Here is a 19,516-nt window from a genome sequence, read left to right on the forward strand (position 1 = left end):
CGTGCGCAAGGTTTCCTGGGCCTGCGAAACACCACAAGACACCGCGATGACCTCGCTAGCCACACCCGCTTCCTTCAACCGCACTGCTTCTTCAACCGCGATCTCATCGAACGGGTTCATCGAAAACTTCACATTGGCGATATCCACGCCCGTGCCATCCGACTTCACGCGCACCTTCACGTTGTAGTCGACAACACGCTTCACCGGCACCACGATCTTCACTTTCGCCCCTCCACGATTTCAATTCACGCTATTCGATAGCGCATTACACCGTGGGAGGGCGACAACCGGCAACTATCGATTAACTCTGCCCGTCATAGCTCAGGCCTATTGGTGGAGAGCCTGGCTCGCGGGCAGAAGGCCCCTCACCCCCGCAACTCCCGCCGCAAGATCTTGCCCGTCACCGTCTTCGGCAACTCGTCGATGATCGCGACGATGCGCGGATACTTGTACGCCGCCATGCGCGCCTTGCAGTACTCGACGAGTTCCTCCGGCGTCACGCTCGATTGCGGCTTGAGGCTCACCACCGCCTTCACCGTCTCGCCGCGATAGCTGTCCGGCACACCCACCACGGCGGCCTCGCGCACGGCCGGATGCGTGTACAGCACATCCTCCACCTCGCGCGGCCAGACCTTGTAGCCGCCCGCGTTGATCATGTCCTTTTTGCGATCGACTAGATAGAACCAGCCGTGCTCGTCCATGAAGCCCACGTCGCCGGTGCGAAAGAAGCCGTCCACGATCGCTTTCGCGCTTTCCTGCGGCTTGTTCCAGTAGCCCGGCACGACCATCGGCCCACGCGAGATGATCTCGCCCACTTCCCCGACTGCCAGCGGCTGCCCCGTATCGTCGCCGATATACGACTCCACATTGAAAGCCGGCACGCCGATCGAGAGCGTGCCCGAGGCGGGATCGACCGGCGCGTCCTGCCCCACCGGCACGACATGCGTGGGCGAATTGGTTTCGGTCAGGCCGTAGCCGTTATGGATGTAGTGGCCGAAGCGCTCGCGGAACGCCTCGATCACGCTCGGCGGAATCGGCGCGCCGCCCGAGTAGATTCGCCGCATGGAGGCGAAATGCTCGCGCGTGGCGCGCGCGTCGTTCATCAGCGCGATAAAGACCGTGATGGCGCCGATGGTGAATTCGGGCTTGTGCTCAGCGATGGCGTCGAGCAACACGCCGGGTTCGAAGCGGAACGCCAGCACGAGCGGAGCCGCGCAGATAAAGGCCGCGCCCACGTGGCCAACGAGACCTGTGATGTGAAAGAGCGGCGCGACGCCGAGAACCGGCGCGCCTTCGCGCAGGCCGACCCAGTCGCGATAGACCTGCGCGTTGAAGGCCACGTTGCCATGCGTGTTCATCGCGCCCTTCGGCACGCCAGTGGTGCCCGAGGTGTAGACGAGCATCGCCACGTCGTCGCCATGCAGTTGCACGGCGGGCGGTATCTGGCCGCGATGCGCTGCGATCACGGCGCTCAGGCTCTCGGCGCCTGCGTGCGTGGCCGACGCATCGGAACGCGTCATGCCCGCGAAGAGGCGCGCGTCGTCGCGCGTCTGGTAGGCGAGCGCCGACGTCGTCATGACCTGCGGCTTGACGAAGGCTTCGCCGCGCGCCGCACGTTCGTCTTCCTCCGCCAGCAGAGGCCGCACCACGTCTTCGTACAAGCTGCCGTGGCACACGAGCACGCGCGCGCCCGAATCTGCCAGCAGCACGCGCAACTCCCGCGCGCGGTTCATCGGATTGACCGGCACCGCAATCGCGCCGATCTTCCACGCCGCCACCAGCGCGATCACGAATTGCGGCACGTTTTGCAGATAGATCGCGACGCGATCGCCACGCACGACGCCGCGTTCAAGCCACGCGCAGGCGAGTGCATCGGACTGCTGATCGAGTTCGGTGTAGGTCAGCACGCCATCGAAGTACAACACGGCGCGGGCTTGCGGCGCACGCGCGACGGCGGCGCGAAAGAGGCTCAAGGCGTCGGGATACTGCTGGGAAATCGTCGCCGTGTGGCCGCTCGCGTAATGGGCGAGCCACGGTTTGCTGGCATAGGGCGTCATAGGCGCTCCGGCGGGAGGTTCAACGCAAGATCAATGCATTGGGAGCGGCGCACGCAAGGGCGTTTGCAGGCGAAGCGTGCGCCGTATCGACTTCACGAGGGTCAGGCGAGGCCTACTTGACCACCACCGGATTGACCGGCGCGCCGCTGCCATTGACCACCTTGAGCGGTGCAGCCGTGTAGAGGAAGGACCATTGGCCGTCGTCGGCGCAATCGGCGGCGAGCGGGTCGAGTTGCGCGATTTCGGTCAGCGCAACGCCCAGATTGCGCATGAGCGCGTTGTGCAGCGGCAGCGCCACGCCCGAGACCGGATCGACGGTCACTTCGTTCGCAATCGTGTCAGTCACGAGGTTGGGAATCTCCATCTTGTGAAACCACTCGACGAGTTCGGGGCTATAGGTCAGGCCCGGCTCAACGAAGTTCTCGTAGAACTTCGCCTGGTCGCGCTCGTAGAACGAGCCGATCCAGCCGGTGCGGATCACAAGGATGTCGCGTTTTTCGATGCTCACGCCCTGCGCCTTCGCCGCCGCGAGCACGTCTTCGTGCGTGAAGGTCTCGCCAGGATCGAGCACGGCTTTGCCGCGATGGCGCGCCATGTCGATCAGCACGCCGCGCCCCACCACGCCGCGCTCGGCGATGGGCAGCACGCTCGCCTTCTCCAGCCCGCCAATGGTCGATTTCGCGTCGTAGCCGTTCCAGAGCTGGTCGTCGTACCAGACGTGGCCGAGCGCGTCGTACTGCGTCGAGCCTTGCAGGTACATGATCATCATGTCGTCGGCGTATTCGGCCAGCCCTGGAAAGAGCGGACCCTTGCCGCACATGTAGTGGCCCTTGTCCATCACGTTGATGCGGCGCGCCTGCGAACGTCCCGGCCAGACCGGGTCGCCCTTGGGGTGGCCCATCTGGATCTGCAGCGTAAAGGTCTTGCCCGAGCGCACCGAGGCCACGCCGCGCAGCACCTCGGCCTGCGTCAGATAGTTGAGCGAGCCGACCTCGTCGTTGGCGCCCCACTTGCCCCAGTTCTTCGGCGAATCCTGCAGCAACTCGGCTACTTCGGGAACGTTCTGCGACTCCATGCGTTGTCTCCTTTCTTCTCACGCGCTGACGGGTGAGTGGGTGGGTGATTGATGCAGAGGGAACGACACGAACGCGGCAAGCGTCCGGGGTACCCCAACAAATCGCACGATCGTCCTTTTAAGTCAACCGGGAAAAACCGCAGGCGCGTGAAGCGGCAATCGTGCACATCATGGAGGGTCTGCACGACTGTCCCTTGATCGTCCCTTCTCACGCGCGGCGCATCCCTCGATGCGCATCGACACATCGACGCTTCGATGCTGCGATTCAACGCGCATGACGAACCGCCGAAATCCGCGAGGCTGCCGATGAACGAGAGCGAGTATCTGGAGCACCTGCATACCCTCTGGGCACGCGCATGGCCCGCGGGCACGCCACGCGAGCCGCAGTATCCGCTCGGGCAGCGGCCCTTGACGGCGTACTTGCGCGAATGGGCGCGCCGCGATCCGCAGCGCCCCGCCCTGCACTTCTACGGCCGCACGCTGAGCTACGGCGAACTCGATGACCTGAGCGAACGCTGCGCCGCTCTGCTCGCCGAACTGGGCGTGCGCGCGGGTGACCGCGTCGCCGTCTTCATGCCCAACTGCCCGCAGATGCACGTGGCGTTCTACGGCATCCTCAAGCTCGGCGCGGTGCATGCGCCGGTGAGTCCTTTGTCGAAGGCGCTGGAACTCGGCTATCAGCTCAAGGACAGCGGCGCGCAGGTGGTGATCTGCGCCGATCAACTGTTGCCCGTTGTCGAGCAGGTGCGCGACGAGTGCGCGCTGCGCTCGGTAATCGCGACCAACCTGGGCGAGATGCGCGGCGCGCACAGCGTCGACGACGCGCCGGTGCCGCTGCCCGATGTCGTGCTCGCGCCGAAGGTCACGAGAGGCAACTTCATCGACCTGCTCGACGCGCTCGACAGCGTGCAACAGCCCGCTCCCACACACGAACCACAACTCGACGACATCGCCGCGCTCAACTACACGGGCGGCACGACCGGCCTGCCCAAGGGCTGCATCCACACCCACGGCGACATGCTCTACACCTGCGCGAGCTTCATGCCCGTCGCGCTACGCGCCGGCCCCGACGCCGTGTTCCTCAACTTCCTGCCCGAGTTCTGGATCGCGGGCGAGAACGCGGGGCTGCTCTTTCCCGTGTTCGCGGGCGCGGCGCTCGTGCTGCTCGCGCGCTGGGACCCGCTTGCGTGGATGCGCGCCGTGCAGCACTACCGCGTGAGCCACTGCGGCATGCTGGTCGATAGCGTCGCGGAAGTGCTCGACCACGCGCGCGTGCGTGAATTCGACTACGCCTCGCTGCGCCAGATCGGCGCGATCTCGTTCATCAAGAAACTCACGCGCGACTATCGCCGCCGCTGGCGCGAACTCACGGGCTGCACGCTCTACGAATTCAGCTACGGCATGACCGAGACGCACACCTGCGACACCTTCACGCTCGGCCTACAGGACGACGATGCCGATCTGCGCGCCCAGCCCACTTTCGTGGGCCTGCCAGTGCCGGGCACCGAATTCAAGATCTGCGATTTCGCAAGCGGCGCGCTGCTGCCGCCCGGCAGCGAGGGAGAGTTGTGCGTGCGCTCGCCCTCGCTTTTCAAGGGCTACTGGCAGCGCGAGCAGGCCAGCGCCGAGGCGCTGCGCGACGGCTGGCTGCATACGGGCGACCTCGCCACGCTCACCGAGGAAGGCTTTATCCGTTATCTGGGCCGCCGCAAGGAGATGCTCAAGGTCAACGGCATGAGCGTCTTTCCGAGCGAACTGGAAGCGCTGCTCGGGCAGCATCCGGCGATCCTCGGCAGCGCCGTGATCGGGCGGCCCGACCCGGCGCGCGGCCAGCAGCCCGTGGCCTTCGTCGTGCTCAAGCCGGGCAGCGGCGCGAGCGCGGGCGAACTCGCGGCGTGGTGCCGCGAAGCGATGGCCGTGTACAAGGTGCCGGAAATCCGCGTGATCGACGCTTTGCCGATGACCGCGACCGGCAAGGTCAGGAAACAGGAACTGGACAAACTGCTGTGACGACATCCGCCGTGAAGCCTCCGATCAAGTCCGTGCTGATCGCCAATCGTGGCGAGATCGCCATTCGCATTGCGCGCGCCGCCGCCGAAGCGGGCCTGCGCAGCGTGGCCGTCTATGCCGAAGACGACGCGCGCGCCCTGCACGTGCGCCGCGCCGATCTGGCCGTGCCGCTCAACGGGCGCGGCGCGGCGGCCTACCTGAATATCGACGCGCTGATCGCCGCCGCGCGCGAGCACGGCTGCGACGCCGTGCATCCCGGCTACGGCTTCCTGAGCGAGCGCGCCGACTTCGCGCAGCGTTGCGACGAAGCGGGCCTGCGCTTCATCGGCCCGTCGCCCGAGGTGCTGCGCACGTTCGGCGACAAGGCCCGCGCGCGCGAACTCGCGGCGCGCTGCGGCGTGCCGCTCGCGGCCGGGACGAACCGCGCGACCGCGCTCGACGAAGCGCGCGCCTTTCTCGACACGCACGGCGCGATCATGGTCAAGGCGCTTGCGGGCGGGGGCGGTCGCGGCATGCGCGCGGTACACGATGCAGCGAGTCTCGCCGACGCCTTCGCGCGCTGCGAATCCGAAGCGCGCGCCGCGTTCGGAGACGGCGCGCTCTATGTCGAGCGCGTGATCGAGCACGCGCGTCATGTGGAGGTGCAGATTCTCGGCGACGGTGCGCAGGTCGGCCATCTGTGGGAGCGCGATTGCAGCCTGCAACGGCGGCATCAGAAGGTGATCGAAATCGCGCCCGCGCCGGGGCTGAGCGCCGCGTTGCGCCGGGCGATCATCGACGCCGCGCTCACGCTCGCGCGCGCCGTGAACTATCGCGGGATCGGCACGTTCGAGTTTCTCGTCGATACGGCGCGCGGCGACTTTGTGTTCATGGAGGCGAATCCGCGCGTGCAGGTCGAGCACTGTGTGACCGAGGCCGTCACCGGCGTCGATCTGGTGCGCGCGCAACTATCGCTCGCGCAAGGGGCCACGCTCGCCGAACTCAAGCTGATCGAGCCGCCGCCTGTGCGTGGTTATGCCGTGCAGGCACGCGTCAATCTGGAGACGATGCAAGCCGATGGCGGCGCGCGGGCGGCGGGCGGCGTCATCACCGCGTGGGAGCCGCCGAGCGGCGCAGGTCTGCGCGTGGATGGCTATGGCTACGCGGGTTACGCCACTAGCCCGAATTACGATTCGCTGATCGCCAAACTCATCGCGCATGCCGACGATTTTCCGGGCGCGTTGCGACGCGCCGCGCGCGGTTTGAGCGAGTTCCGGCTGGAAGGCGTGGCGAACAATATCGGCTTTTTGCAGGCGCTGTTGCTGCGGGGCGAATTGCCGGGCTACGAGGTGGACACGCGCTATATCGAGCGTCATATCGCCGAACTGCTTGCCACGTCCGGCGACACGCAACCGCAACGATTCTTCCGCGCGGAGCAGGCAAGCGTTGCGGTTTCCGGCAACGCAAGCGCGCACGATGTACCGCCTGGTTGCGTGCCGCTCGTCGCGCCAAACCAGGGGCGGCTCGTAAGCCTGGACGTGCAGCCCGGCGACAGCGTCGCCATCGGACAGCCGATCGCCGTGCTCGAAGCGATGAAGATGGAATTCGTCGTGGAGGCCGCGCAAAGCGGCATCGTCCGCATGCTGGCCGCCGAACCGGATGCCACGGTGTTCGAGGGCGCACCGCTCGTCTATATCGAGCCCGCCGAAATCGACGCCGCGCAGGTGGAAACCGAGCAAAGCCGCGATCTCGCGCATATTCGCGCCGATCTGGCCGAAGTGCTGGAGCGTCACGCGCTCACGCGTGACGAGCGCCGCCCGCAGGCCGTCGCGAAGCGCCGCAAGACCGGCCAGCGCACGGCGCGCGAGAACCTCGACGACCTGCTCGACGCGGACAGCTTCGTCGAATACGGCGCGCTCGCGCTTGCCGCGCAGCGCGGCCGCCGTCCGCTCGACGATCTGATTACGCAAAGCCCCGCCGATGGCCTGATCGCAGGCATCGGCACCGTCAACGCCGCAAGCGTGGGCGCGCAGGCCGCGCGCTGCATGGCCATCGCCTACGACTACACGGTGTTCGCGGGCACGCAGGGCATGATGAGCCACAAGAAGACCGACCGCATGCTGCAACTGGCCGAGCAATGGCGTCTGCCGCTCGTGCTGTTCGCGGAAGGCGGCGGCGGTCGGCCGGGCGATACTGACCATGTGGGCGTCGCGGGCCTCGACTGCCGCACCTTCGCGAGCATGGCGCGGCTCTCGGGCCAGGTGCCGCTCGTGGGCGTGGTCTCGGGCCGCTGCTTCGCGGGCAATGCGGCGCTGCTCGGCTGCTGCGACGTCATCATCGCCACGCGCAATGCAAGCATCGGCATGGCGGGCCCGGCGATGATCGAAGGCGGGGGCCTCGGCAAGTTCACGCCCGAGGAAGTCGGCCCGGTCAGCGTGCAGGCGCCCAACGGCGTGATCGACGTGCTGGTGGACGACGAAGCCGCCGCCGTGCAGGCCGCGAAGCAATATCTCTCGTATTTTCAAGGGTCAATCGACGATTGGTCATGCGCCGATCAGCGCCTGCTGCGCGAGGCGATTCCCGAGAATCGGCTGCGCGTGTACGACATTCGCCGCGTGATCGACATACTCGCCGATCAGGATTCCGTGCTCGAACTGCGCCGCGTGTTCGCGCCGGGACTCATTACCGCACTGGTTCGTATCGAAGGCAAACCGTTCGGACTGCTCGCCAATAACCCCATGCATCTGGGCGGCGCGATCGACGCTCAGGCGGGCGACAAGGCCGCGCGTTTCATGCAGCTTTGCGACACCTTCGGCCTGCCCCTGCTCTCGCTGTGCGACACGCCCGGCTTCATGGTCGGCCCGGACGCCGAAAAGCAGGCGACGGTGCGCCACGTTTCGCGCATGTTCGTTGCGGGTGCAGGCCTGCGCGTGCCGTTCTTCACCGTCGTGCTGCGTAAGGGCTACGGTCTGGGCGCGCAGGCGATGGCGGCAGGCAGCTTTCACGCGCCGCTCTTCACGATCGCGTGGCCGAGCGGCGAATTCGGCGCGATGGGGCTGGAAGGCGCGGTGCGGCTCGGCTATGCGAAGGAGCTGGCCGCCATCGACGATCCGGCGCAGCGCGAGGCGCTGTTCGAGCGCATGGTCGCCGACGCCTACCGCAACGGCAAAGCCATCAACATGGCGAGCTTCCTCGAAATCGACGGCGTGATCGACCCGGCAGAGACACGCCGCTGGCTCATGCGCGGGCTCAACGCGAGCCAGGGCGGTGCGGATGCTACGCGCGCGGGACGGCGTTTCGTCGATACCTGGTGAGCGCGCACGACATAACGACAACACAACAAGGAATGGAAATGAACGTGGATACGAGCGCAGCAACGTCCCTCGTCGAGATCACCGTGACGGATGGCGTGGCCGATGTGCGGCTGAATCGCCCGCAGAAGATGAACGCGCTGAGTCCCGCGATGTTCGATGCGATCCTCGCTGCGGGCGAGCGCCTCGCGAACGAGGCCGATCTGCGCGCCGTGGTCCTCTCCGGCAACGGTCAGGCGTTCTGCGCGGGCCTCGATCTGGAGAGCATGGCCGCGCTAAGCAAGCTGGGCGGCGGCACGCCCATTACCGAACGCACTCACGGTCTGTCGAACTTCGCGCAGCAGATCTGCATGCTCTGGCGCGAGTTGCCCGTGCCCGTGATCGCCGCGGTGCACGGCGTGGCGTTCGGCGGCGGCCTGCAACTCGCGCTGGGCGCGGACCTGCGTTACGTGGCGCCCGACGCGCGGCTCTCCGTGATGGAAATGAAGTGGGGCATCGTGCCCGACATGGGCGGCATGGTGCTCACACGCGGCCTCGTGCGAGACGACCGGTTACGCGAATTGATCTACAGCGCGCGCATCGTGCCCGCGAGTGAAGCGGTCGAACTGGGTCTCGCGACCCGCGTGACCGACGATCCGCACGCGCAGGCGCTCGCCACGGCGCGTGAAATCGCCCAGCGCAGTCCCGATGCGATCCGCGCAGCCAAGCGTCTGATGCAGGTCGCCTCGCAAGGCGACGCCGCAGCCATCCTGCTCGCCGAGTCGGTCGAACAGAAAGCGCTGATCGGCGGCGCGAATCAACGCGAGGCCGTGGCCGCGAACCTGGAAAAGCGAGCGCCGCGCTTCGTGCCTGCCTCTCAACCTCCCAAGTACTGAGCTTCCCGTCTGCGAGAACCATCATGAGTGAATTCGCCAAGCCGTCATTCGACACGCTGCGCTACGCCGTCGAGGACGGCGTCGCCACCATCACGCTGCATCGCCCCGAGAAGCTCAACGCCTTCACGGCGACGATGATGCAGGAACTGATCGCCGCCTTCGACGCCACCGACGCCGACGACGCCGTGCGCTGCGTGATCGTCACCGGTTCGGGCCGCGCGTTCTGCGCAGGCGCCGATCTCTCTTCGGGCGGCGAGACCTTCGACTACGCGAAGCGCCTGGGCACGAGCGTGGAAACCGTGCATCGCGACGGCGGCGGGCGCGTAGCGCTGCGCATCTTCCGCAGCCTCAAGCCCGTGATCGCGGCGGTAAACGGCCCGGCGGTCGGCATCGGTGTGACGATGCAGTTGCCGATGGATATTCGCCTCGCGTCGAGCGACGCGAAGTTCGGCTTCGTGTTCGGGCGGCGCGGCATCACACCCGAGGCGGCATCGTCGTGGTTCCTCTCGCGCGTGGTGGGGATTTCGTCGGCGCTCGAATGGTGCTACACGGGCCGCGTCTTTACCGCCGACGAAGCACTCGCGCGCGGCCTCGTGCGCTCCGTGCACGCGCCAGACGATCTGCTGCCCGCCGCGTGGGCGCTCGCGCGCGAAATTGCCGATAACGTCGCGCCGGTTTCGGCAGCCATCTCGCGCCAGATGATCTGGCGCATGGCGGGCGCGAGCCATCCGATGGAAGCGCACCGGCTCGACAGCCGCGCCATTCAGTCGCGCGGGCGCTCGGCAGATGCCGCCGAAGGCGTGAGCGCGTTCCTCGAAAAACGCCCGGCGGCCTTCCCCAACCGCGTTTCCACGGATATGCCGGACTTCTTCGACTGGCAGGCCGAGCCGCCCTTCGTCTAAGGCGCGACCTCACGGCACGCCTGCGCGCGGAACCTTGCCTCGCGCGAGCAGTCCCTTTCAAGTACCCTACGATTTGCCGCAGGACACACACCGGCGCGACTCGATGTCGCGCCGGTGTCGTTTTTGTGTTTTGAATCTTGGTAAAGGACCCCGCAAGACCCCATGACTGTGAATGAAATCTGGTTTGCTCCGCTGGTTGGATCGCTCGCGTTGCTCGGCGCGGCGGGCATCGTCACCGCCGCTGTCCACTTCCTGCTGTTTCGCGTTGTCGCGCGTCTCGCGCAGCGCTCCGCCACCCGCATCGACGATGCACTGTTCGAATTCGGCGCCTTCAAATGGCTCAGCCGCGTAGCGCCCTTCGTGGTGATCCGGCTCGGCATCGACATGGTGCCGGGCGTGCCCGAGCGGATCGCGCAGGCCGTCGACAAAGTGAGCTTCGCGCTCATCGTTGTGCTCGTGACAATGACCATCAGCGCCACGCTCTCCGCCTTCGAGCACGCGCATCGCACCACGCGCAGCGATCAGCCGCGCCTCTCGCTCAAGGGCGCGATGCAACTGGTCAAGCTCGTGATGTTCATCACCGCGGCGCTGGTCATCATCGGCGACGCGACGGGCAAGCAGATCGGTCTGCTGCTGTCGGGTATCGGCGCGATGTCGGCGGTGCTCATGCTGATCTTCAAGGACACGATTCTGGGGCTCGTCGCGGGCGTGCAGCTTTCGTCGAACGACATGCTGCGCATCGGCGACTGGATCACGATGCCGAGCGCAGGCGCGGACGGCACCGTGATCGACATCACGCTCAATACCGTCAAGGTCGCGAACTTCGATCACACCATCATCACGATTCCCACCTGGAAGCTCATTACCGAGAGCTACCAGAACTGGCGTGGCATGACCGAAGCGGGTGGGCGGCGCATCAAGCGCGCGCTTTATATCGACGCGACCAGCGTGCGTTTTCTCGACGCGCAGGAAGTGGCGAAGCTTGAACGCCTCACGCTGCTGAAGGACTATCTCGCGCACAAGCGCGACGCGCTCACGCAGTTCAATGGCGCGTTGGGCAGTGCAGGCGAATGCACGGCGAACAGGCGGCAACTCACGAATCTGGGTACGTTTCGCGCGTATGTCGATCAGTATCTACAGCGGCACCCGCACATTCATCGCGAGATGACCTGCATGGTGCGCCAGATGCCGAGCAGCGCCGAAGGGATTCCGCTCGAACTCTATTGCTTTACCAACACCACCACGTGGGCCGAGTACGAAGCGATCCAGTCGGATCTGTTCGATCATCTGATTGCCGTGCTGCCCGAGTTTGGGCTGCGTGTCTATCAGCACCCATCGGGTTACGACATGCAGCAAGGCCTGAAGGCCACGCAGGAAAAACGCAGCGAACGCGAAAGCGCGCTCGCTGCGTGACGTAGCGCCCTGGACCGCTTTAATCAAGCGGGCAATTGCAGGTCCACGGGCTCGTGGCTCGTCGGCAGATCGTTGCGATCCGACTCGGGCACCTCGCCCGCACGACGATGGATGTCGTGCGTCACGAACCCCTGCTCGCGGCTCGGCACCGCGAACCAGTCGGGATGCGCGAACGACGCGCGAATATCTTCCAGCCCGCTCGACCAGTGCTCCTCCATCGTATCGATGCTGAACTCGTAGTCCTTGTAGTGGCCTTCATACGGTTTGTTCTTGTAGATCAGATGCACCACGTTGATCGACGAACCGTCGGCCACGGTTTCCGCGAGCCGGAACAGCGGGTCGCTGCGGCGCGCTTCGGCAGGCACGTGTTCCAGCAGCTCCTTGATGAAGCGTGCGTGTTTCTGGCGGTCGGCGAGCATGTTGGTAATGGCGCGCGTGCGGCTCGAATACTGGATGTCCTTGGCGCGTTCGGCCACATCCATGAAGTCGGCCGGCACTGCGCCGTTGGCGCTCCATAGATCGACCTGGAAAACCAGCGTGTCCTTGTGGTCCGAATCACGCAACACCTCCGTGAGCGGCGTATTCGAAACAAGACCGCCGTCCCAGTAATACTCGCCTTCGATCTCCACCGCCGGAAAGCCCGGCGGCAGCGCGCCCGATGCCATGAAATGCTCGGGTTCGAGGCGCATCTTCGTGTTGTCGAAGTACACCAGATTGCCGCTGCGCACATTCACGGCGCCCACCGACACGCGGGTCGGGCCGTCGTTGATGCGGTCGAAATCGGCGAAGCGCTGCAGTGTCGACTTCAGTGCGGCGGTATCGTAATAGCTCACACCATTGGGCAGCGACTTCTGCCAGCCCGCGAGCGGCAGCGGCCGGCGCGGCGCGAAGAAGCCCGGCTGACCTTCGGTGAGCGCGCGGCCCGCGGCCCACATGCTGGCCCAGCGGCGCGCCAGATCGTGCTGGCCGAACATTGGCAACGCGAGCGCGCCGAGATTGCCGAACCAGTCGAGCGGATGGCAGATCGACTCCCAGAAGCCGCGCAAGGCGGCCACGCGTTGCTCCGGCGGATTGCCCGCGATGATCGCCGTATTGAGCGCGCCGATCGACACGCCCGCGATCCAGTGCGGCTCGACACCGGCCTGCGCGAGTCCTTCGAATACGCCGGCCTGATACGAGCCGAGTGCGCCGCCACCTTGCAGGACGAGTGCGATTTCGTCATAGCGCGGCAGCTCAAACGGCTTGCGCTGCGTGCGGGCGGTTGTATTGCTGCTGCGCATGGACGCTCCTTAGTGCATGGACCAGCCGTGCGTGACGAGCACCGATTGGCCCGTCAACGCGTTGGATTCGAAGCCTGCGAGGAAGGCGACGGTGCTGGCGACATCGGCGAGCGTGGTGAATTCGCCGTCGACGGTGTCCTTGAGCATCACGTTCTTCACGACGTCCTCTTCCGAAATGCCCAGCGCCTTGGCCTGCTCGGGAATCTGCTTGTCCACCAGCGGCGTGCGCACGAAGCCCGGGCACACGACGTTGGCGCGCACGCCGCGCGAACCGCCTTCCTTGGCGACCACGCGCGCGAGGCCCAGCAGACCGTGCTTCGCCGTCACATAGGCAGCCTTGAGCTTCGACGCTTCATGCGAATGGACCGAGCCCATATAGACGATCGAGCCGCCCTTACCGCTGCTGTACATATGCTTGAGCACGGCCTTGGTGGTGAGGAAGGCACCGTCGAGGTGAATCGCGAGCATCTTCTTCCAGTCGCCGAAGGCGAACTCGTCCACAGGGCTGATGATCTGAATCCCTGCGTTCGATACCAGCACGTCGATGCCGCCGAACACCTTCGCCGCTTCTTCGATGCCTGCGTTCACGGCTTCTTCGTTGGTGACGTCCATCGCTACGGCCAGCGCTTTACCGCCCGCTGCGACGATACTATCGGCGACTTTGCCCGCTGCCGCCAGGTTCAGGTCGGCGATCACGACAGCCGCGCCCTGCTGCGCGAAATGACGCGCGCAATGTTCACCAATGCCGCTAGCCGCGCCGGTAATAACGGCAACCTTGTTCTTCAAAGACATGAGTAATCCTTACTGTATCGGTTAAAAATCAGGCGAGTGCGTCTTCTGCGGCGCTTTGAGCGGCGCTAGCATGGGCCGGCGTATCGGCCAGATAGTCGAAGGCAACTTCGCCTATGTCGAGCGTGAGGTTCGCGATCACATGGCGCGCGCCCACGACACGGCGCACCGGCAGATCCGCCACCGGCGCGAGCGCGTGCGGATGCAGTTCGATGGCGGCGGGGCCGCTCCATGCACCGAGCACCGTCACGTCGCGCAGATAGAAGCGCACGAGTTCGCAGATGCGCGCCGTGCCGTCCACATGCGGAATCACCTTGAGCAGGTAGTTGGGCGTGTCGGCGAGCTTGCGGCGCTCGTCTTCGATATTGAGCATGTGGTGCTTGTAGCCCATCGTGCCCGTGGCCACGCGCTGCGTGCCGTAGTCGAGCGTGCCGAGCAGCGTGTCGTTGCCGTCCACGCTCAGCACCGGGCGAGCGAGCTTCTTCGGAAAGCCCCAGATCTCACGGCCGCCCGCGATCGGGCCTTCGTCGTCGAGATACATGGAGTGCGTGTAGTTGCCGAGACGCCCCTGCGGGTCGCGCACGGAGACGACCTGACCGCTCTCGGTGTAGTCGCCGAAGCCCGACGAATCCGGCATGCGGATGAATTCGTAGTGCACGAGATTGTTCTCGGGCTTGAGCGGCTCCGGCACGATGGCGCGCAGCGCATCGGGATCGGTCTCGTACGTGATGATGAAATATTCGCGATTGACGAAGCGAAACGGCGGGCGCGGATAAGCCGGATTGTGAACCGGCATTGCAAACGCGTCGCGGCGGATTTGTGCTAGATCCATGCTGTCCTCATGACTGAGCTGCGGTAAAACGTCGCGAATAATCATAGAGGCCAATGTGTCGTCTGGTGCCATTGGATATCAATAAACACCGTTGCGCTTCCGGCAATTAAAAAGGCAATTGAAAGGAAATACCCGTATATTGTCCCGTCAATTCATCATGCCGTACTGGCGTCCAGCATTCGTTTGTTTCATTTTTGTATGTGCAGTGTTGCAGGGATCGGATCAAACCCGATATCGCAACGACAGTCGACGATAATATGAAATGGGATAGAACAACAGGGAGGGAAAACGCGCGCTGCGCATTAAAGCGCCGCACGCGAGAGCGCCGCGGATTGGCCTAGAAGTTGTATTGCACGTAAATCTGGCTGAAGTTGATGCCAGGGTTCGGGTGCTTGAGCCCGGCATTCGACAGATGCTGGAAACGAAAGCCCGCCTGATAGTTCTGGTGCTCGCCAAACTGCGCGCCTACGCCCACCATATCCGCGAACTGGAAGGACGAGGAGAAACTGCGGTCCGGCGTTTCGTCCACATGCGAAAGCAGCCGCACGCCCACGCCCGCTTCGACGAAGGGGCGGATATAGCCCGAATTCTTGATGAACCGGAACACCGGCGTGAAGCCGAATTCCCAGATGTTTGCATGGGCGGAGGGCTTTTCGCCGATGTCCCAGTACGCCACGTGGCCTTCACCGACCACGGTGAAGTGATAGCCGCCGATATTCCACCATTTCCAGCCCGGATCCCAGACGACGCCGAGATCGGCCTTCTTCACGTCATGGTCGGCGACGCCGCCGGCGAATTGTATGCCCCATTGATCGGCGCGCGCCGCGGTGGAACCGAGGGACAACCCCGCAAAAAGAACGACGAGAGACAGTTTTCTTTTTCGCATTTTTCACTCTTTCGATTTTTTGATTTTTGACGCGACGGAATCCATTGAATCGCGAAACGTCGGATCGAATATTCGGCGGATTATAAATTCACTGACTTATTTATTACCGTCACGTCAGCGCAATGCTTTATTGCCGAAAGAGTGAAAATCCATACACTGAAAAACGCAATGATCTATTGTGCCGACTGCAAATAGTGCAGATAAAAAAAGACCTCCGCTTTGCGCAAACGGAGGTCGAAGTCGGTTTGGAGACCAACGTTGTTCATCGCTTGAACAACGCCCGCAGATATTAGAGATCCTGAGCCGCGCGATAAATGCGAATGCGCGCATTAGTCCGTTTCACGCATTGCAGCAATGCTGCGGTATTTATCGGGGACATGTCGCGCCAGTCGCTCACACGCCGCCATAGGCGAGCCAGCCGCCGTCCACGTTCAGCACGGTTCCAGTGACATAGCTTGCCGCGTCGGAGGCAAGAAATGCGACCGCGCGCGCGATCTCCAACGGCTCAGCCAGTCGGCCCAGCGGCGTGCGACGCTCGATGGCGGCGAGATCGAGCTGCCCGTTGCGCACGAGCGTATCGACGAGTTCGGTCGCCACGTAGCCGGGCGCCACCGCATTCACGCGCACGCCCTCGCGCGCCCATTCGCAGGCCAGCGAGCGTGTGAGCGACTCGATCGCCGCCTTAGCCGCACCGTACGCGTTGCGCGTGGGAATCCCGGCGCGCCCCGCGATCGAGCAAAGATTGACGATCGCGCCCGCACGCTGCGCGAGCATCACGCGTGCGGCTTCGCGGCTCGCGACGAAGGTGCCGCGCACATGCACGGCGAACATGCGGTCGAAGGCCTCGAGCGACTGGTCTAGCGTGGCAGCCTTTGGCTCGCCGATGCCCGCATTGTTGACCAGCACGTCGATGCGTCCGTAGTGCGCCGCGATCTCGCTCATGGTCGCGCGGATCGCGGCTTCGTCGGCAACGTCCGCGCCCATGCCGAGATGTCCCTCGCCCAACTCGGCGGCGCGCGCTGTTGCGTGCGAGGCGCGCAGATCGATCAGCGCGACACGATAGCCCTCGGCGGCGAAATGCTGCACACAGGCCCAGCCGATGCCGTCGGCTCCGCCCGTCACGACGCACACCTTGGCCTCCGGTTTCGGTCGATGTTCGCTTACTCCGCTTTTTACTTTTTCATTCATCTGCAATCCTTATCAAATGATGAATTCATATGCGACGAAATGCGACGCCGCATACACGCAGCAGTGAAAAAGTATAGAGGTGTCCGAGAGGCGCAAACTGGACAAATGCGTCAGGGAACAGGACGATTTGTACACCGGAAGCAAGAGGGCACGAAGAGGCGTCTCACGACATGCGCCAGGAGCCAGGCTCCCGGCGCATGCGCGCAACTCAAGCCTCGTCGGCGTGCGCGCGCTCGCGGATCGTGTCGAGCGTCACGTCCACGCACAAACGGCCGGTGTCGTAGACTGTTTCGAGCGCTTCCTCCCAGTCGCGTTCGAGCGTGCGGTCTTCCCATGCGAGCGGCAGCGTGGCCGTGCGGTATTCGCCCGTGCGGCGGTTGCGCAGCAACGTGAGGCGGCCCATCTTCGAGCGCTTGCCGGCATCGGTGACGGGGTCCTTGCGCACCCCCGTCCACGTGTCGCCCAGACGGATCGCCGAGCACTTCATCGCGAAGCGCTGCGTGTCGCGGTCCACGCGTTGCAACAACGCGCCGCCCATTCCGAAGGTGACGTTGTCGGCCGCATAGCCTGCGTCGTCCAACGCGGCCAGGATCGCTTCGATCGAGGCCTCATCGACGCCATCGCCCTGAATCACGCGCACGGTATTCAGCACGCGACGGCCGCGGCTATTGAGCGTCGCACCGAACGAGGCTTCGAGCGCGCGCACGGTCCTGAGCACGATATCGACCGGCTCGCCGGAATCCGGCCGGATCACGAGCGTCGCCCCGGAGTCGAGCACGGCCTGCTTCAACTCGCCACCCCACATGTCGAGCGCGGCGAACAGATCGTACGAATCGGACACCACCGAGACGATCGCGCCCGGCTTGCCGAACTGCGCCAGCATATTGCGGTAGGCATCGGCCTCGCGCTCGCGGCCCCAGGACGTGATCGTGCTGTGTTCGGCGGCGGGCACGGAGTACGCCGCCATCGGTGCGTGATAGTAACGATTCGCGGCAATCACGCCGAGCACGGTGTCGGAGCCCATGAAACTCACGAGGTGGGCCGCACCGCCAATCGCCGCGCTTTCCGCACTGGAAACACCGCGTGCGCCGAAGTCGTGCAGCTTGAACGGCAGTTGCGCGAGGTCGTCGCTGGTCTTGCGCAGATAGCGGCCGATGGTCTTGCGCAGGTGCCAGCTTTGCGTCGCCACGGTGATGGGATACCAGAGGCGCAGCAGCATCGTTTCGAGGTACGAAGCAAGCCAGAACACCCTCGGATCGTCGCATTCGACCGTCATGAGGACGTTGTGCACCGGCACCACCGAGCCTTCCGGCACGGCACGGATACGCAGCGGCAGGTAGCCGTCATATTGCTCGACGATATAGCGCCAGGCCGCTTCGTTGAAGGGTTCGCCGTGCGCCGCGAAGAAGAGTTTTGCTTCGTCGATCATCTGCGCAGTGATGGGGCGGCACAGATATTCCTTCACGAGCATTTGCAGTCCGAAGAACACGGTACGGTCGTAACGACCACCGCGCGATTCGACATACGAGAACATGCCGGTAGCTTCGGGCGGATACTGCACGAAGTGCGACGCTTTATAGGAGTCCGTATTAAGAATCGGATTGGACAGAACGGATGCGAACGTGTCGAATTGGGCTTGCATGGCTAGAGCTCCTCTATGCCGTTGGAAGTCCGCCGGGTCTATCCGGGCGGGGGTAAAGCAATGGTCAAACGATGATCGGACGTACGCTCAGAGCTTCCCGAGGAAGAGATGGGCGATGTCGAAGTGGTCCTCGAACATCACGTCGCGCATGCGAGCGAACGTGTTGAGCGGCACCCAGCGCGCCTTGTCGGCATCGTCGCCGCCCTTTACGCGCGGCAACTCGCCTACGGGGAAATGAAACAGGAATGCGTGTGTGATGGTGCGTCCACGCAGCGAGCGCTGCGGATGGTCGAAGACCTGACGATCCTTGATCGAGCCGCGCAACACGGGCTCGGGCAGTTTAAGGCCAGTCTCTTCGCGCAGCTCGCGAATGCAGGCGGTCTCGAGCCGTTCGTCCTGATTGACGAAGCCGCCCGGCAGTGCCCACAGGCCACGGCCCGGTTCGCTGCGACGGCGCACGAGCAGGATATGGCCGGAATGGACCACGAGCGCATCGACCGTGACGAAGGTCACCGGATACGGCGCCGCGGCCCACGCCTTCTTGTAGCCCGCGATGAACTCGGCTTCCGACTTCAGTTGCGCGAATTCGGGCCGCGTGCGAAAGCGTTCGAGCCAGTCGTGCACGGGTGCCGGCACGGCCCACGCGACGAAGCTGTTGCTGCGCTCCGCAAACAACTGCTCGCGAATCTCGGTGGCCGAGATGTCTTCGGTGGCGTCCGTTTCCACAAATTCCCACTGCGGGAACATGCGCAGATAGTAGGAGGTGGCGTCTTTCTCGTGGCCGATCAAGCCGATACGACGGCCCGAGGTGTCGCCCAGTTCGGACGCTACAGCGTCCTGAATCCAGCGCAGCCAGTCGCCGTCGTTGTACATCGAGTCCTGCACCGGCGCGATGAGTACCCGCTCGCGCTCGTCTTCGTCGAGCAAGGCGAGGATCATCTGGCGGCGTTCGTCGTACGAGAACGGATCCTTGATGGTGCGCGGCCGGTCGGTCGAACCGATCAGGATGCACACGCGCGAGGCAAGGCCAAGCGCACGGCGCAGCACATCGAGGTGACCGCGATGCGGAGGCTGGAAACGGCCAATGAAAATCAGTGCGTCGAAACGCGGGGTCTGCGTGCTCATGAGGCTCCCTCAAGAGATTGGCGGTCGTGGGTCTGTCCCTGAACCGAGCTTGCATCGTAACGCTGCGTGGGCAAGATCGTCAAACGGTTTTGCCGTAGTACGCCATAGCGCGCGCTGCAAAGTGGGGAAGCCGGTATATTCGAAACGTCATA

15 protein-coding genes are annotated in these 19,516 nt (G+C 64.5%); 5 read left to right on the forward strand and 10 right to left on the reverse strand.

What is annotated here, in order from left to right; genetic code table 11:
* The 3 genes from U5782_RS37570 to U5782_RS37580 form a co-directional block, all read right to left on the reverse strand.
* Positions 1–222 (reverse strand): electron transfer flavoprotein subunit beta/FixA family protein (locus U5782_RS37570; RefSeq protein WP_415914486.1); only part of this gene is annotated, 222 nt, incomplete at its 3' end.
* 143 nt (positions 223–365) lie between these two features.
* A complete protein-coding gene (locus U5782_RS37575) occupies positions 366–2,057 on the reverse strand; it encodes a class I adenylate-forming enzyme family protein (protein WP_322048926.1) in 1,692 nt (563 codons plus the stop codon).
* A gap of 112 nt (positions 2,058–2,169) precedes the next feature.
* A complete protein-coding gene (locus tag U5782_RS37580) occupies positions 2,170–3,132 on the reverse strand; it encodes a cyclase family protein (RefSeq protein ID WP_322048927.1) in 963 nt (320 codons plus the stop codon).
* Positions 3,133–3,438: 306 nt separating this feature from the next.
* Between U5782_RS37580 and U5782_RS37585 the strand changes: the two genes are divergently transcribed.
* The 5 genes from U5782_RS37585 to U5782_RS37605 all read left to right on the forward strand — a co-directional run bounded on the left by U5782_RS37585 (position 3,439) and on the right by U5782_RS37605 (position 11,622).
* A complete protein-coding gene (locus tag U5782_RS37585; RefSeq protein ID WP_322048928.1) occupies positions 3,439–5,142 on the forward strand; it encodes an AMP-binding protein in 1,704 nt (567 codons plus the stop codon).
* 11 nt (positions 5,143–5,153) lie between these two features.
* Positions 5,154–8,435 carry an acetyl-CoA carboxylase family protein gene (locus U5782_RS37590; RefSeq protein ID WP_322048929.1) on the forward strand — a complete coding sequence of 1,094 codons (3,282 nt, stop codon included), beginning with the start codon at positions 5,154–5,156 and terminating at the stop codon, positions 8,433–8,435.
* 38 nt (positions 8,436–8,473) lie between these two features.
* A complete protein-coding gene (locus U5782_RS37595; protein WP_322048930.1) occupies positions 8,474–9,307 on the forward strand; it encodes a crotonase/enoyl-CoA hydratase family protein in 834 nt (277 codons plus the stop codon).
* Between the two features lie 23 nt (positions 9,308–9,330).
* Positions 9,331–10,209, forward strand: coding sequence for a crotonase/enoyl-CoA hydratase family protein (locus U5782_RS37600; protein WP_322048931.1), 879 nt, complete (start codon positions 9,331–9,333; stop codon positions 10,207–10,209).
* A gap of 162 nt (positions 10,210–10,371) precedes the next feature.
* Entirely contained in the window at positions 10,372–11,622 is a 1,251-nt protein-coding gene (locus tag U5782_RS37605) for a mechanosensitive ion channel family protein (protein WP_322048932.1), read from the forward strand.
* A gap of 23 nt (positions 11,623–11,645) precedes the next feature.
* Here U5782_RS37605 and U5782_RS37610 read toward each other — a convergent pair whose 3' ends face one another.
* The 7 genes from U5782_RS37610 to U5782_RS37640 form a co-directional block, all read right to left on the reverse strand.
* Positions 11,646–12,902, reverse strand: a complete 1,257-nt coding sequence (locus U5782_RS37610; protein WP_322048933.1) for a patatin-like phospholipase family protein — start codon at positions 12,900–12,902, stop codon at positions 11,646–11,648.
* A gap of 9 nt (positions 12,903–12,911) precedes the next feature.
* Complete coding sequence (locus U5782_RS37615) at positions 12,912–13,694, reverse strand: 3-hydroxybutyrate dehydrogenase (protein ID WP_322048934.1); 783 nt, start codon at positions 13,692–13,694, stop codon at positions 12,912–12,914.
* A 28-nt stretch (positions 13,695–13,722) separates the two neighbouring features.
* Complete coding sequence (locus U5782_RS37620; protein ID WP_322048935.1) at positions 13,723–14,523, reverse strand: acetoacetate decarboxylase; 801 nt, start codon at positions 14,521–14,523, stop codon at positions 13,723–13,725.
* Positions 14,524–14,860: 337 nt separating this feature from the next.
* On the reverse strand, positions 14,861–15,409 hold the full coding sequence (locus tag U5782_RS37625; protein WP_322048936.1) for an acyloxyacyl hydrolase: 549 nt from the start codon (positions 15,407–15,409) through the stop codon (positions 14,861–14,863).
* 393 nt (positions 15,410–15,802) lie between these two features.
* Positions 15,803–16,597: an SDR family oxidoreductase gene (locus tag U5782_RS37630; RefSeq protein WP_322048937.1), complete on the reverse strand. Its 795-nt coding sequence runs from the start codon at positions 16,595–16,597 to the stop codon at positions 15,803–15,805.
* Positions 16,598–16,805: 208 nt separating this feature from the next.
* Positions 16,806–18,239, reverse strand: a complete 1,434-nt coding sequence (locus tag U5782_RS37635) for a nicotinate phosphoribosyltransferase (RefSeq protein WP_322048938.1) — start codon at positions 18,237–18,239, stop codon at positions 16,806–16,808.
* Between the two features lie 87 nt (positions 18,240–18,326).
* Positions 18,327–19,364 carry a bifunctional nicotinamide-nucleotide adenylyltransferase/Nudix hydroxylase gene (locus U5782_RS37640; protein WP_322048939.1) on the reverse strand — a complete coding sequence of 346 codons (1,038 nt, stop codon included), beginning with the start codon at positions 19,362–19,364 and terminating at the stop codon, positions 18,327–18,329.
* Positions 19,365–19,516: the final 152 nt, after the last annotated feature.

The sequence above is a fragment of the Paraburkholderia sp. J67 genome (assembly GCF_905220265.1).
Classification (GTDB): domain Bacteria; phylum Pseudomonadota; class Gammaproteobacteria; order Burkholderiales; family Burkholderiaceae; genus Paraburkholderia.

Excerpts from the sequence above, each read along its gene's own strand:
- U5782_RS37610 (WP_322048933.1), bottom strand. The coding sequence starts at position 12,902 with ATGCGCAGCAGCAATACAACCGCCCGCACGCAGCGCAAGCCGTTTGAG.
- U5782_RS37635 (WP_322048938.1), bottom strand. The coding sequence starts at position 18,239 with ATGCAAGCCCAATTCGACACGTTCGCATCCGTTCTGTCCAATCCGATT.
- U5782_RS37615 (WP_322048934.1), bottom strand. The coding sequence starts at position 13,694 with ATGTCTTTGAAGAACAAGGTTGCCGTTATTACCGGCGCGGCTAGCGGC.
- U5782_RS37585 (WP_322048928.1), top strand. The coding sequence starts at position 3,439 with ATGAACGAGAGCGAGTATCTGGAGCACCTGCATACCCTCTGGGCACGC.
- U5782_RS37640 (WP_322048939.1), bottom strand. The coding sequence starts at position 19,364 with ATGAGCACGCAGACCCCGCGTTTCGACGCACTGATTTTCATTGGCCGT.
- U5782_RS37625 (WP_322048936.1), bottom strand. The coding sequence starts at position 15,409 with ATGCGAAAAAGAAAACTGTCTCTCGTCGTTCTTTTTGCGGGGTTGTCC.
- U5782_RS37605 (WP_322048932.1), top strand. The coding sequence starts at position 10,372 with ATGACTGTGAATGAAATCTGGTTTGCTCCGCTGGTTGGATCGCTCGCG.
- U5782_RS37630 (WP_322048937.1), bottom strand. The coding sequence starts at position 16,597 with ATGAATGAAAAAGTAAAAAGCGGAGTAAGCGAACATCGACCGAAACCG.
- U5782_RS37575 (WP_322048926.1), bottom strand. The coding sequence starts at position 2,057 with ATGACGCCCTATGCCAGCAAACCGTGGCTCGCCCATTACGCGAGCGGC.
- U5782_RS37600 (WP_322048931.1), top strand. The coding sequence starts at position 9,331 with ATGAGTGAATTCGCCAAGCCGTCATTCGACACGCTGCGCTACGCCGTC.
- U5782_RS37580 (WP_322048927.1), bottom strand. The coding sequence starts at position 3,132 with ATGGAGTCGCAGAACGTTCCCGAAGTAGCCGAGTTGCTGCAGGATTCG.
- U5782_RS37595 (WP_322048930.1), top strand. The coding sequence starts at position 8,474 with ATGAACGTGGATACGAGCGCAGCAACGTCCCTCGTCGAGATCACCGTG.
- U5782_RS37620 (WP_322048935.1), bottom strand. The coding sequence starts at position 14,523 with ATGGATCTAGCACAAATCCGCCGCGACGCGTTTGCAATGCCGGTTCAC.